This is a genomic window from Streptomyces sp. NPDC025833 (assembly GCF_055558055.1).
This window is the reverse complement of sequence record NZ_JBVHNF010000005.1, coordinates 16,192-29,974: the sequence shown is the minus strand read 5'-3', so window position 1 is coordinate 29,974 and position 13,783 is coordinate 16,192. Positions and strand designations below refer to the sequence as shown.

8 protein-coding genes are annotated in these 13,783 nt (G+C 72.1%); 3 read left to right on the top strand and 5 right to left on the bottom strand.

Annotation, left to right across the window (positions count from 1 at the left end):
- Nucleotides 1-32 precede the first annotated feature (32 nt).
- Together ACZ4K2_RS09630 and ACZ4K2_RS09625 are read right to left on the bottom strand one after the other, a co-directional pair.
- The gene (locus ACZ4K2_RS09630) at nucleotides 33-1,547 is read right to left on the bottom strand and encodes a hypothetical protein (protein ID WP_467471300.1); all 1,515 of its coding nucleotides are present in this window, start codon (nucleotides 1,545-1,547) and stop codon (nucleotides 33-35) included.
- A 120-nt stretch (nucleotides 1,548-1,667) separates the two neighbouring features.
- A complete protein-coding gene (locus tag ACZ4K2_RS09625) occupies nucleotides 1,668-6,611 on the bottom strand; it encodes an NAD-glutamate dehydrogenase (protein WP_467471298.1) in 4,944 nt (1,647 codons plus the stop codon).
- Nucleotides 6,612-7,212: 601 nt separating this feature from the next.
- Here ACZ4K2_RS09625 and ACZ4K2_RS09620 point away from each other — a divergent pair.
- Nucleotides 7,213-7,779: a DJ-1/PfpI family protein gene (locus ACZ4K2_RS09620; RefSeq protein ID WP_467471296.1), complete on the top strand. Its 567-nt coding sequence runs from the start codon at nucleotides 7,213-7,215 to the stop codon at nucleotides 7,777-7,779.
- Between the two features lie 89 nt (nucleotides 7,780-7,868).
- Here ACZ4K2_RS09620 and ACZ4K2_RS09615 read toward each other — a convergent pair whose 3' ends face one another.
- Nucleotides 7,869-8,537 (bottom strand): HAD family hydrolase, encoded by a 669-nt coding sequence (locus ACZ4K2_RS09615; RefSeq protein ID WP_467471295.1) that lies wholly within the window; start codon nucleotides 8,535-8,537, stop codon nucleotides 7,869-7,871.
- A 47-nt stretch (nucleotides 8,538-8,584) separates the two neighbouring features.
- Entirely contained in the window at nucleotides 8,585-9,097 is a 513-nt protein-coding gene (locus ACZ4K2_RS09610) for a DUF6912 family protein (RefSeq protein ID WP_467471293.1), read from the bottom strand.
- Between the two features lie 326 nt (nucleotides 9,098-9,423).
- Between ACZ4K2_RS09610 and ACZ4K2_RS09605 the strand changes: the two genes are divergently transcribed.
- Entirely contained in the window at nucleotides 9,424-9,915 is a 492-nt protein-coding gene (locus ACZ4K2_RS09605; protein ID WP_467471291.1) for an Rv3235 family protein, read from the top strand.
- A 183-nt stretch (nucleotides 9,916-10,098) separates the two neighbouring features.
- Here ACZ4K2_RS09605 and secA read toward each other — a convergent pair whose 3' ends face one another.
- Nucleotides 10,099-12,909 (bottom strand): preprotein translocase subunit SecA, encoded by a 2,811-nt coding sequence (gene secA, locus ACZ4K2_RS09600; RefSeq protein ID WP_467471289.1) that lies wholly within the window; start codon nucleotides 12,907-12,909, stop codon nucleotides 10,099-10,101.
- Nucleotides 12,910-13,162: 253 nt separating this feature from the next.
- Here secA and ACZ4K2_RS09595 point away from each other — a divergent pair, with 253 nt between their 5' ends.
- Entirely contained in the window at nucleotides 13,163-13,732 is a 570-nt protein-coding gene (locus ACZ4K2_RS09595; RefSeq protein WP_467471287.1) for a GNAT family N-acetyltransferase, read from the top strand.
- The last annotated feature ends 51 nt before the right edge of the window (nucleotides 13,733-13,783 follow it).

The window sequence follows — 13,783 nt, the reverse complement described above, 5'->3', positions numbered from 1 at the left end:
CCGTGCCCCCGCCGCGGGCGTCCTGCCCCGGCTCAGGGCAGCACGCGGTACAGCACCTTCCCGCCGCCCGGCCCCCGCGCCACCTCGCGGAGCCACGGGGCCTTGTCCGAGCCGCCCCCCACGACCCACTCCACCCCGTACTCCCGCAGGATCGCCCGGCGTGCCGCCGCACCCGTCCCCGCCTCGAAGTACCGGGTCACCGCCGCCTCCCGGCGCGCCTCGTCCGGCAGGAACACGTCCGGGTAGCCCGGTGCCACGGTGTACGGCCCGTACGCGGGGATCTGCCGGGCCGGCCACATGCGGGTCATCACCACGTCCCCGTAGCCCACCCCCGCCTTCATGATCCACCGGTAGCCCGTCCACGGCTCCCGGTACTTCTCCGCGACCGCCGCGGGCAGGACGTCCCGGTCCACCGCGTACCCGAGCGTCCCGGACTGCGTCCACGCCCCCACCGCCAGCGCCACGAGCAGCGCGCACGCCCAGACCCGGCGTACCGCCCGCCGCCCCGCCGCCCCGGTCTCCAGCGCGGCCGCGAGCTGCGCCGGGATCAGCGCGGCGGGCAGCGCCCGCCCCCAGGAGTAGTGCCCGGTCAGGCCGCCCGCCGCGAACACCAGCGCACCGAGGACGAAGAAGATCACCAGCGCGTCCCGGCGGTCCCGCCGCAGGCGCGGTACCAGTGCCGCCACCCCGAGCAGCACGAGCCCGAACCGGCCGGCCAGGTCGTCGTACAGCGGCCGGTGGATGGCCTCCAGGTCCGCGCCCGCGGAGAACAGCGCGAAGAAGTCGTAGTACGGCCACAGCAGCAGCACCAGCAGCCCCAGGGCCAGCCCGGCGCCGAGCCGGAGCAGGACCGCGCGGGCGGGACGGGCGGCGAGGAGCGCGGCGAGGGCGCCGAGGGACGCCACCACCCCGGTGAACTGGTGGCACAGCAGGACCAGCGCCCACAGCGCCCCCAGCCCGAGCCACGTCCCCCAGCCGGCCGGCCCGCCGCGCACGGCCCGGGTCAGCCAGGCCCACAGGTGGAAGGCGAGGCCGAGCGCGAACACGCTGGGGTAGGCCACCGTCAGCGCGAGGGAGTTCAGCCCGGCGAAGCCGCTCCAGTTGAACAGCGCCGGGCCCCAGAGCAGGAGCAGGCAGAGCAGGGCGAGGGCGGGCGCGGCGCGATGGCCGTCCAAGGTGCGGACGTAGCGCCGGACGCCGGTCACCAGCAGGCCCAGTCCGGCGAGCGCGCCCAGCCGCAGCACCACGAACACCGACAGGCCGCTCACCTTGGTGACGGCACCGAGCAGCAGCATCCACGGCGAGTAGTACGGGCTGGGCGTGTCGGCGTCGACGAGCGGATTGCCGGGGTGCGGCAGGTCGTGCGCCAGGCGCTGGAGCGTGGCCGCGTGCATGCCGAGGTCACCCGCCCACGGCAGGCGGACCACGACCAGGAGCAGCAGCACGACGACGAGGACGGCGGCGGCCTGCGGCAGCACCCGGCCGGCGCGCGCGGCGGGGCCGGGTGCGGGTGCCGAACGGCGCTGGGATTCGGTGTCGGACGGCACGGTGTGCATGGTCCATCGACCCTACAACCCGTACCTGAGGACGGCGCCCCGGGCACGAGGTGCCCGGGGCGCCGTCCGTGCGGTACCGCCGCTACGCGGTACCGCCGGTGTGTCCCGCCGCTACGAGTGCGAGCGCAGCAGCGTCCGCATCGTGCGCATCGCCACCGACAGGTTGGCGAGGTCGAAGGAGTCCGAACCGCGGATCTCGTCGAGCGTGGTGCGCGCCCGGCCGAGGATCGCGGAGTTGTTCCGCTCCCACGCCTCGAAGCGCCGCTCGGGCGAGGAGGCGCCGTCGCCCGCCGCGAAGACGTCCGCGGTGAGCGCCGCGTGCGCCGCGTAGAGGTCCTCGCGGATGGAGGCGCGGGCCATGGACTGCCAGCGGTCCTCACGGGGCAGCTCGATGATGCGGTCCATCAGCTGGGTGATGTCGAGCCGGTCGGCGAGGTCGTAGTAGATCTCGGCGACGTCCAGCGGCTCCCTGCCCATGCGGTCGGCCACCGACACGATGTCCAGCGCCGGGAAGGCGGAGGAGAAGCCGGCCACGCGGGTGGCCAGCTCGTCCGGGACGCCGGCCGCGGACAGCTCGTCGTACACGTGCTGGTACCACTCCAGGTCCGCGCCCTTGAGCAGCTTCGGCAGCTGCTGCCAGACCTGCTCGACCCGCTCGGCGAAGAACTCCACCGTCTCGGCGAGCTGGAGCGGCTGCGGCCGGTTGTTGAGCAGCCAGCGGGTGCCGCGCTCGATCAGCCGGCGCGAGTGCAGCCGGATGCGGGTCTGGACGATCGCCTCGACCCGGTTGTCCAGGGCCTCGACCGCGTCCCACACCGGTGCCGAGCGGAAGATCGCGCGGGCCGCGGTCTGGGCGCGGACGATCTCCTCCAGGGAGGCGCCGGTCTCCTCGCGCAGGCGGTGCAGGTAGGTCGTACCACCCGTGTTGACCGTGTCGTTGACCAGCACGGTCGTGGTGATCTCGCGGCGCAGCGGGTGGCTGTCGATGGCCTCGGCGAAGCGCTCGCGCAGGGCGGTCGGGAAGTAGGCGTGCAGCAGGCCGCGCAGGTACGGGTCGTCCGGCAGCGAGGTGTGCAGCAGCTCCTCGGCCACCGTGATCTTCGTGTACGCCAGGACCACGGCCGTCTCCGGGCCGGTCAGACCCTGGCTCTGGGCGAGGCGCTCGCGGATCTGCCGGTCCGTCGGCAGGAACTCCAGCGCCCGGTCCAGGTGGCCCTCGCGCACCAGGTGGCGGATGAACCGCTGCTGGGCGTGGAGCATGTCCTTCGCCTGGAACAGGGCGTTGGCCAGGGCGGCGTTCTGCGCGTAGTTGTTGCGCAGGACCAGCGTGCCAACCTCGTCGGTCATCTCGGCGAGCAGCTTGTTGCGCTGCTTGACGGTCATGTCGCCGTCCCCGACCAGACCGTTCAGCAGGATCTTGATGTTCACCTCGTGGTCGGAGGTGTCCACACCGGCGCTGTTGTCGATCGCGTCGGTGTTGATCTTGCCGCCGTGCGTGGCGAACTCGATCCGGCCGAGCTGGGTCAGGCCCAGGTTGCCGCCCTCGCCGACGACCTTGACCCGCAGGTTCCCGCCGTCGACGCGGATGGCGTCGTTGGCCTTGTCGCCGACGTCGGCGTTCGACTCCGCGGACGCCTTCACGTACGTGCCGATGCCGCCGTTCCACAGCAGGTCCACCGGCGCTTCGAGGATGGCCTTCATCAGGTCGGCCGGGGTCATCTTGGCGACCTTGCCCTCGATGCCGAGGGCCTCGCGGATGTGGCTGTTGAGGGTGATCGCCTTGGCGGTGCGCGGGAAGATCCCGCCGCCCGCCGACAGCAGCCCGGTGTCGTAGTCGGCCCAGCTGGAGCGGGGCAGCTCGAACAGGCGGCGGCGCTCGGCGTAGGAGGTGGCCGCGTCCGGGGTCGGGTCGATGAAGATGTGCCGGTGGTCGAAGGCGGCGACCAGGCGGATGTGCTCGGAGAGCAGCATGCCGTTGCCGAACACGTCACCGGACATGTCGCCGATGCCGACGACCGTGAAGTCCTCGCTCTGGGTGTCCACGCCCAGCTCGCGGAAGTGCCGCTTCACCGACTCCCAGGCACCGCGGGCGGTGATGCCCATGCCCTTGTGGTCGTAGCCGGCCGAACCGCCGGAGGCGAAGGCGTCACCGAGCCAGAAGTCGTACTGCCCGGCGACCCCGTTGGCGATGTCCGAGAAGGTCGCGGTGCCCTTGTCGGCGGCGACCACCAGGTAGGTGTCGTCGCCGTCGTGCCGGACCACGTCCTTCGGCGGCACGACCTCGCCGGCGACCATGTTGTCGGTGATGTCGAGCAGCGCCGAGATGAAGGTCTTGTAGCTGGCGACGCCCTCGGCGAGCCACGCGTCCCGGTCCACCGTCGGGTCGGGGAGCTGCTTGGCGACGAAGCCGCCCTTGGCGCCGACCGGCACGATGACGGTGTTCTTCACCATCTGCGCCTTGACCAGGCCCAGGATCTCCGTGCGGAAGTCCTCGCGCCGGTCGGACCAGCGCAGACCGCCGCGGGCGACCTTGCCGAAGCGCAGGTGGACGCCCTCCACGCGCGGCGAGTACACCCAGATCTCGTACGCCGGGCGCGGCGCGGGCAGGTCCGGGATGGCCTGCGGGTCGAACTTCATGGAGACGTAGTCGTGCGGCTCGCCGCCGCGCGCGCCCTGGAAGAAGTTGGTGCGCAGGGTCGCCTTGATGACGGTCAGGAACGACCGCAGGATGCGGTCCTCGTCCAGGCTGGCCACCTGCTCCAGGGCCGCGTCCAGCTCCTCCAGCAGGGCGTCGGTGATCTCCAGGCCGGCCTGCTGCCGCTCCGGGGACATCCGCGCCTCGAACAGGGAGACGAGGAGCCGGGTGGTGTGGACGTTGTTGCGGAGGGTGTCCTCCATGTAGTCCTGCGAGAAGGTCGAACTGGCCTGCCGCAGGTACTTGGCGTAGGCGCGCAGCACCATCGCCTGGCGCCAGGTCAGCCCGGCGCTCAGCACGAGGGCGTTGAAGCCGTCGTTCTCGGCCTTGCCGGTCCAGGTGGCGGCGAACGCCTCCTGGAACCGCTCACGGCCGTCGTCGCCCAGGTAGTCGCCGTTGCCGCCGCCGAGCGCCTTCGGCATGCGCAGGCCGAAGTCGTAGATCCAGGCGGTGGTGCGGTCCGCGCAGCGCATCTCGTACGGCCGCTCGTCGGTGACCTCGACACCGAGCCGGCTCAGCACGGGCAGCACCTTGGACAGCGAGACCGTGCCGCCCTTCTGGTAGATCTTGAAGCGGCGCTCGTCCGGCGCGGCCCCCACCGGCTCGTACAGGCTCAGGGAGAAGGCCTTCTCCTCGCTGAGCTGCTCCAGGTGGACCAGGTCGGCGACCGCGGCCCGCGGGCTGTGGTCGGCCTTGTAGCCCTCGGGGAAGGCGTGGTTGTAGCGGCGCAGCACCTCGGCCGCGCGCTCCTCGCCGCACTCGGCGGTCAGCGCCTCGGCGAACGCGTCGGCCCAGGAGCGGGCCGCCTCGACCAGGCGCGCCTCGATGCGCTCCTTGTCGGAGTCCGACAGCTCGGGCAGCTCGGTGCCCTGCGGGACCCGGACGACGAAGTGCAGCCGGGACAGGATCGACTCGGTGTTCCAGGCGGTGAAGTCGACGCTGGTACCGCCCAGCTCCTCCTTGAGGATGTCGATGATCCGCAGGCGGACACCGGTGGTGTAGCGGTCGCGCGGGAGGTAGACGAGGGCCGAGTAGTAGCGGCCGTACTCGTCCTGGCGCAGGTAGAGCCGCAGCCGGCGGCGCTCCTGGAGGTAGAGGACGCTCGTCACGATCGCCTGGAGCTCGGAGACCGGCGTCTGGAACAGCTCGTCGCGCGGGTAGGTCTCCATGATCTGGAGCAGGTCGCGGCCGTCGTGGCTGTTGGGCGAGAACCCGGCGCGGCGCAGCACCTCGTCGACCTTGCGGCGGACCACCGGGACCCGGCGCACGGAGTCGGTGTAGGCGGCGGAGGAGAACAGGCCGAGGAAGCGGCGCTCGCCGACGACGTTGCCGTCCGCGTCGAACTTCTTGACGCCGATGTAGTCCAGGTACGACGGCCGGTGCACGGTGGCCCGGCTGTTGGCCTTGGTCAGCACGAGCAGCTTGTGCTCGCGGGCCTTGGCGCGGGCGTCGGCCGGGAGCCGCTCGAAGGAGGGGCTGACCGGGTGCTGGTCGTCCTCGGCGTGGTGCGGGTCCGAACGCAGTATGCCGAGCCCGGTGCCGGGCACGGCGGCGAGCGTGTCGTCCTCGCGCAGCTGGTACTCGCGGTAGCCGAGGAAGGTGAAGTGGTCGGTGGCCAGCCAGCGCAGCAGCTCGCGGGCCTCCTCGACCTCGGGCCGGGGCAGGTCGCCGGGGGCGGGCTCGCTCACCAGGTCGTCGGCGATCCGGGTCGCCGTGTCCCGCATCTTCTCCCAGTCCTCGACGGCCTCGCGGACGTCGGACAGGACGCGCAGCAGGTCGGCGGTGATCTGCTTGAGGTCGGCGCGGTCGGTCTCCCGGTCGATCTCCACGTGGATCCAGGACTCGACGTGCGCGTCGTGCGGGAGGTCGCCGGTGGCCGGCGTCGGCAGCACCTCCAGCAGCTTGCCGGTCAGGTCGCGCCGGACGACGAACTGCGGGTGGATGACGACGTGGATGCCGCGTCCCTGCCGGGTCAGCTCGTTCGTCACGGAGTCGACGAGGAAGGGCATGTCGTCGGTGACGACCTCCACGACGGTGTGGCTGCAGGTCCACCCGTTCTCTTCCACGGTCGGGGTGTGCACCCGGACGTTCGCGGTGCCCTGCGGGCGGTTCTCGGCGAGACGGTGGTGCGAGACCGCGGCGCCGAAGACGTCGACCGGGTCGCGGTCGGCGAAGTCCTCCGGGGCGGTGTGCAGGTAGTAGCGCTGGAGGAACGTGAGCACCGACTCGCTGTCCGGGGTGCCGGGACCGCCCTCGCTCGTCGTCCCGGTCGGTAGGTGCCCCCCGACCGGGCTGTTCTCAGCTACCCGCGCGGCCCTCTCGAGCAGCTCGGCCTTGGCTTCGTCCAGCTTGGTCTGCATTGTCCTCTGGCTCCTGTCGCGCGCCGTTGCGTGACGTAGAAGGAAGTACGGTCTCTTCCCTTGCGACACAACGCCACGCCCCGGGGTGTCCGGTCGATTCCGACGGTATGCCGCGAAGTGAGATCAGCGGGAGGAATTCAGCCATTGTGATGACGTCCGCCGGGTGTGACGCTGCTCTCGGCACCGCCGCGCATCCGGCCGCCCTCGGCGTCCCGGGGGCTTCGGCGCCCCCGCCCCGCCCGCGAGGACCAGCGACCGCCGCCCGGGCACGGAGGCGTTCCGTGCGACCCGGGCGCGGGGCGGGAGCAGCATCGCTCCCGCGAGATATCGCGCTGATCACGCCACAAGGCTATCGCCACTCACCCCGGGTCCGTCATGAGCCGTATGTGTACAAAACCGAGGGGTGAAGTTTGACGTTCTGCACAGCGGCGGGCGGGGGCCGCGTGGCGTATCGGTCGCGTCCCCGCGTGGCCGGCCGCACCCTGAGAACCACCGGGCCCTCTTGGCAGACGCGCCCGGCGGGGGCACGGTGCCCGAGAGTCCCACCCGCACGGTCCGGCGCTCCGCCCGCGGAGCGCGGAGTCCCCCCGAGGAGCCGACCATGCCCACGAAGATCCTCATCGTCACCGGCGACGCTGCGGAGTCCCTGGAGGTCCTCTACCCGTACCAGCGGCTGCGCGAGGAGGGCTACGAGGTGCACATCGCGGCCCCCACCCGCAAGACGCTCCGCTTCGTCGTCCACGACTTCGAGCCCGGCTACGACACCTACACCGAGAAGCCCGGTTACACCTGGCCCGCCGACCTGGCCTTCTCCGAGGTGGATCCGGGCGGGTACGCGGCCCTGGTCGTCCCCGGCGGCCGGGCCCCCGAGTACCTGCGCAACGATCCCGAACTGCGCAAGATCCTCAAGGCGTTCTTCGACGCGGACAAGCCCGTCGCCCAGATCTGCCACGGCCCGCTGCTCACGGCCGCGATCGACTCGCTGCGGGGCCGCCGGGTCACGGCCTACCCCGCGCTGGAACCCGACATGCAGGCGGCCGGCGCGGGCTTCCAGGACGCCGAGACGGTCGTCGACGGCACGCTGGTCTCCGCCCGGGCCTGGCCGGACCACCCGGCGTGGATGCGGGAGTTCCTGAAGGTGCTGCGCACGACGGCACCGGCGGGCTGAAGCGCCGGACGGGCAGGAAGGCGGGGGCCGCGGGACGGGAAGCGGCCCGGTTCCGCCGGGCCGGGGCCCCGCCCCGCCCCCCCTCTCCGCTACGCCGCTATCCGCCGGGCCTCCGCCACCGCCTCGGCCAGCGTGTCCACCACGGGCACCTCCACGTCCCGGAGGCTGGCCCGGCTGTGCGACCCCCCGGTGTACAGCACGGCCCGCGCCCCCGCGTGCCGGGCGGCGAGCGCGTCGTCCGCCGCGTCCCCGATCACCACCGTCCGCGCCGGCTCCACCAGCCCGGCCAGCGCCTCCAGGTGGCGGACCATGTGCTCGGCCTTGCTGCCGCCGGACGGCCCGGTCCGCCCGTCGACGCGCAGGAAGTGCGCCTCGATGCCGAAGTCACGGACCAGCGGCACCAGTTCCTCGTGCCCGTACATGCTCAGCAGCGACTGGCTGTGCCCCGCCGACCGCCACCCCGAGAGCAGTTCCTCCGCCCCCTCGGTGAGCGTGCACCGCACCCGGTGCTCGGTGTAGTGCCGGTGGAAGACGCCGTCCATCAGCTCCCACTCGGCGTCGCTCGGCAGCCGCCCGAGCAGCCGCTCGTAGAACTTCGGCACCGGCACGCAGTACAGCGTCCGGTACTGCTCCAGCGTGATCGGCGCGAGGCCCAGCTCGGCGAACGCCGCGTTCGTCGCCCCGATGACGGCGTCGTTGTCGTGGAACAGCGTCCCGTTCCAGTCCCAGACGATGTGCGCCCTTCCCTGCGTCCCCATGTCCAAGACCGTACCCGCCCCCACCGACAGCGGGGCCGCCGCCGGGGTCAGCCCCGGCCCACCAGGCCGGGGATCTCCTGCGTGGCGAACCACAGCAGCTCGTGGTCGTCCGCCCCGTCCACGGCGGACCGCGCGTCGCCGTCCCCGCCGTCGGCCGCCTCCAGCGCGTCCGCCGCAGCGGTCACGTCCGTCTCCGCGTCCTCGGCGTCGACGTGCACGGAAGCCACCTTCGCGAGCGGCACCGGCACCGTCACGGTCACCGCCCCGAGATCGGACGCCTCCGGCCCGCGGTCGGGGCCTGCGCCCACCGCGGCGTCGGGCACGTCCACGGCGACCACGACCCGGCGCCGTGCGGCCTCCCGGTCCGCGGCCAGCAGCCGCAGCGAGGCCAGCGCGGCCCGGCCCAGCGCCGCGTACTCCAGTTCCTCGACGTCCTCGGAGCGGTACCACTCGCGCAGGGCGGGCGTGACGGCGTACGCGGCGGTCGGGCCGCTCCCCAGCTCACCCGTCTTGTGCGCCTCGGCGAGGGCGGGGAGGGTCAGGGGGACGTAGACGCGCATGCTGGCCGCTCATTCCTGGTGGGGGCTCCGCTGGGGCCCGGGGAGGGCGGCTGGCGCGTCTCCCGCGGGGCCTTCAGGATACGTGCGCCCGTCCTCTTTCGGGTCCCCGCCCGCCCCCGCCCCGGCGTCAACTCCCGGCCTGCGGTTCACCCCGTCCCGCCGCGCGGCCACGGGGGCGAGGGGTGGTCGCGTCACTCGGATAAGTGAACCTTCCGGGCCGCGCGCACGTGCCGTTCCCCGCTTGCCCGGCCCTTCCCGGCCCCGTACAAGATCCCCACCAGCAAGTTACCGCCCGGTATCCCCGGGCCCGCCGAACGGGGACCCCCGTGAACAAGGTCATGAGCCGTACCGCCCCGCCCCGCCCGCGGCACCGCCCGCCGACCCGGCGGGACAGCCGCCGCCCGGGTGGCGCGCCGCCCCGCACGCCCAGCCGGCCGGCGACCGCGCGCTCCGCTACGGCCCGTACGGCGCCGGATCCGGCCCCCCGGCCGCCCCGCCCCACCGATCTCTTCGCGGACCGCCTGCTGGCCGTCCTGAGCGGTGAGCGGCCGGTCCACTGGATGCTGCGGCACACCGCGGGCCGCGCCTACGACGACCTGGCCCGCCTCGCCGAGCGCAGCCCCCTGCGCACCCGCGGCACCCGCCCGGTCGTCCACGACATCGGCTACTACGTCCCCAGCGAGGGCGCCCTGGAGGTCTTCGCCCGCATCGCCGCCGGGGACCGGCTGCGCGCGATGGCCTTCCGCCTGGAACTGGGCGAGGACCTCCGCTGGCGCTGCACCGCGGTGGAAACGGGCACCGGCACCCCGGGCTGCTGAACCACACCCCGACGGCCGGAGGAAGGTCGCCCGGCCCTCCGCCACGCCCCCCCTGCCGACGGCCCGCCACCGTCCCTCCCCCGGCGACCAGCGCACCGCGGAGGGGGCCGGGACGGTGGCGGACACGCGGCAGGGCCGGGGCTCCCGAGGGAGTCCCGGCCCTGCTCACACTCGCTCCGGCGGCTACTTCTTGCGGCGCCGGCCGCCCTTCGCCTGCCGGCGCCGCTCCGCGCGCGTCAGGCCGTCCGACTCGGAGCGCACCGGCTCCTCGTCCTCCAGGTCACGCTCGACGATGCCGCCCTCGCCGTCCACCGTCGGCGCGGAGAAGTGCAGGTCCCGGCGCTGCGGGACGTCCAGCCCCTTCGCGCGGATCTCCGGACGCGCGCCCGCCTGCGCGGGCACCGTGTCCTGCACGCCCTCGCCGGCCGGCTGGGCCTCCTCGACCGGGACCTCCTCGACCTGCTGCTCGACCTGGACCTCCAGGTTGAACAGGTAGCCGACGGACTCCTCCTTGATGCCGTCCATCATCGCGGTGAACATGTCGAAGCCCTCGCGCTGGTACTCGACCAGCGGGTCCTTCTGCGCCATCGCGCGCAGGCCGATGCCCTCCTGGAGGTAGTCCATCTCGTAGAGGTGCTCGCGCCACTTGCGGTCCAGGACCGACAGCACGACCCGGCGCTCCAGCTCACGCATGATCTCGGAGCCGAGCTGCGCCTCACGGGCCTGGTACTGCTCGCGGACGTCCTCCTTGATGGACTCCGAGATGAACTCGGCGGTCAGCCCGGCCCGGTCGCCGGCCGCCTCCTCCAGCTCCTCGATGGTGACCTTCACCGGGTAGAGCTGCCGGAAGGCGCCCCACAGCCGGTCCAGGTCCCAGTCCTCGGGGAAGCCCTCGGAGGTCTCGGCGTGGACGTACGCGTCGATCGTGTCGTCCGTGAAGTGCTGCACCTGCTCGTGCAGGTCCTCGCCCTCCAGGACGCGGCGGCGCTCGCCGTAGATGACCTCGCGCTGCCGGTTGAGCACCTCGTCGTACTTCAGGACGTTCTTGCGGGTCTCGAAGTTCTGCGTCTCGACCTGCGACTGCGCCGACGCGATCGCGCGGGTGACCATCTTGTTCTCGATCGGCACGTCGTCCGGGACGTTCGCCATCGACATCACGCGCTCGACCATCTGCGCCTTGAACAGCCGCATGAGGTCGTCACCGAGGGAGAGGTAGAACCGCGACTCGCCCGGGTCGCCCTGACGGCCGGAACGACCGCGCAGCTGGTTGTCGATGCGCCGCGACTCGTGCCGCTCGGTACCGAGGACGTACAGGCCGCCGAGGTCCTCGACCTCGTCCTTCTCCGCCTTGACGGCCTGCTCGGCCTTCTCCAGGGCGGCGGGCAGGGCCGCGGCCCACTCCTCGATGTGCTCCTCGGGGTCCAGGCCGCGCTGGCGCAGCTCCGCCTCGGCGAGGTCCTCGGGGTTGCCGCCGAGCTTGATGTCCGTACCGCGGCCGGCCATGTTGGTGGCCACGGTCACGGCGCCCTTGCGGCCGGCCTGCGCGACGATCGACGCCTCGCGCTCGTGGTGCTTGGCGTTCAGCACCTCGTGCTGGATGCCGCGCTTGCTGAGCTGCTGCGAGAGGTACTCGGACTTCTCGACGGAGGTCGTGCCGACCAGGATCGGCTGGCCCTTCTCGTGCTTCTCGGCGATGTCGTCGACGACCGCCTCGAACTTGGCCACCTCGGTGCGGTAGATCAGGTCCGACTGGTCCTTGCGGACCATCGGCCTGTTGGTCGGGATCGGGACCACGCCGAGCTTGTAGATCTGGTGGAACTCGGCGGCCTCGGTCATCGCCGTACCGGTCATGCCGGAGAGCTTGTTGTAGAGGCGGAAGAAGTTCTGCAGGGTGATCGTCGCGAGCGTCTGGTTCTCGTCCTTGATGTCCACCCCTTCCTTCGCCTCGATCGCCTGGTGCATGCCCTCGTTGTAGCGGCGGCCGGCGAGGATACGGCCGGTGTGCTCGTCGACGATCATGACCTCGCCGTCGATGACGACGTAGTCCTTGTCGCGCTTGAACAGCTCCTTGGCCTTGATGGCGTTGTTCAGGTAGCCGACGAGGGGGGTGTTCACCGACTCGTAGAGGTTGTCGATGCCCAGCCAGTCCTCGACCTTGGCGACACCGGACTCGTGGATGGCGACCGTGCGCTTCTTCTCGTCGACGTCGTAGTCGCCGGTCTCCTCGATGCCCTTGAGCGGGTTGCCGGCCTCGCCGCGCTTGAGGCGCGTGACCAGCTTGGCGAAGTCGCCGTACCACTTGGTGGCCTGGTCGGCCGGGCCGGAGATGATCAGCGGCGTACGGGCCTCGTCGATGAGGATCGAGTCGACCTCGTCGACGATGGCGAAGTTGTGGCCGCGCTGCACCAGCTCGTCCTTCGCCCACGCCATGTTGTCGCGCAGGTAGTCGAAGCCGAACTCGTTGTTCGTGCCGTAGGTGATGTCGCACGCGTACTGCTCGCGGCGCTGGGCCGGGGTCATGCTGGCGAGGATGACCCCGACCTCGAGGCCGAGGAACTTGTGGACGCGGCCCATCATCTCGGAGTCGCGCTCGGCCAGGTAGTCGTTGACCGTGACGATGTGCACGCCGTCGCCGGACAGCGCGTTCAGGTACGCGGGCAGGGTGCCGACGAGGGTCTTGCCCTCACCGGTCTTCATCTCGGCCACGTAGCCGAGGTGCAGCGCGGCGCCGCCCATCATCTGCACGTCGTAGTGGCGCTGGCCGAGGACGCGCTTGGCGGCCTCGCGCACGGTGGCGAACGCCTCGGGAAGCAGGTCGTCCAGGCTCTCACCGTCGGCGTACCGCTGCTTGTATTCATCGGTGAGGGCCCGCAGCTCGGCGTCGGAGAGGTCGACGAAGTCCTCTTCGATGGAGTTGACCTGGTCCGCGATGCGGTGCAGCTTGCGCAGGATCTTGCCTTCGCCTGCACGCATGATCTTCGAGAGGACGGACACGGGGGCTGGTCTCCTTGCCGGTCGGGCCTGGGACGGTCGGTTTTCCATGTGACGTACTGAGCAACGGCCATCGTATGCGAGGACCCGGCCGCGCCGGGAGGGCCTGGCGGCCCGGCGGCCCCTTCACCCTGGACAACGGCCGGGGCGACGCGATGGTGCCGCTCCCGCGGGAGGAATTGAGCGAAATGTGATCACCCGCTCACGCCCCGCGAAAACCGTGGCTCCGGGAGGGCGCCGCGAGGACAATCGGGCGATGGAACCCGTCACGCTCACCACGGACCGCCTCCTGCTGCGCCCGGTCGGCCCCGGCGACACCGACGCGGTGTACGAGGCCGTGCAGGACCCCGACATCCGGCGCTGGACGACGGTCCCCTCGCCCTACCTGCCCGAGCACGCCGTCGGCTTCACCGAGCGGCTCGTCCCCGAGGGGTGGGCGCAGGGCTCGGTGTTCACCTTCGGCGTGTTCCTCGCCGGCGGCGCGCTGGCCGGCATGCTCGCCCTCTCGATGCGTTCCCTGGGCACGGCCGAGATCGGGTTCTGGGCCGCCAGGGAGCACCGCGGCCGCGGGTACGTCGTGGAGGCCGCGCTCACCGCCTGCCGGTGGATCTTCACCGAGATCGGGGTGGACCGCGTGGAATGGCGCGCCGAGGTCGGCAACGACGGCTCCCGCGCGGTGGCCGAACGCGCGGGCTTCACCGTCGAGGGCACGCTGCGCTCCGGCATCAACAACAAGGGCGTGCGCCGGGACTGCTGGATCGGCTCCCTGCTCCCCTCTGACCTGGGCCTGCCGTCCACGGCCCCCTACCTGCCCGCCCGCGCCTGAGCCGCGCGGGTCCGTCCGCGGTGTACGCGCGGCCCGTCGCGGGCTGTCAGT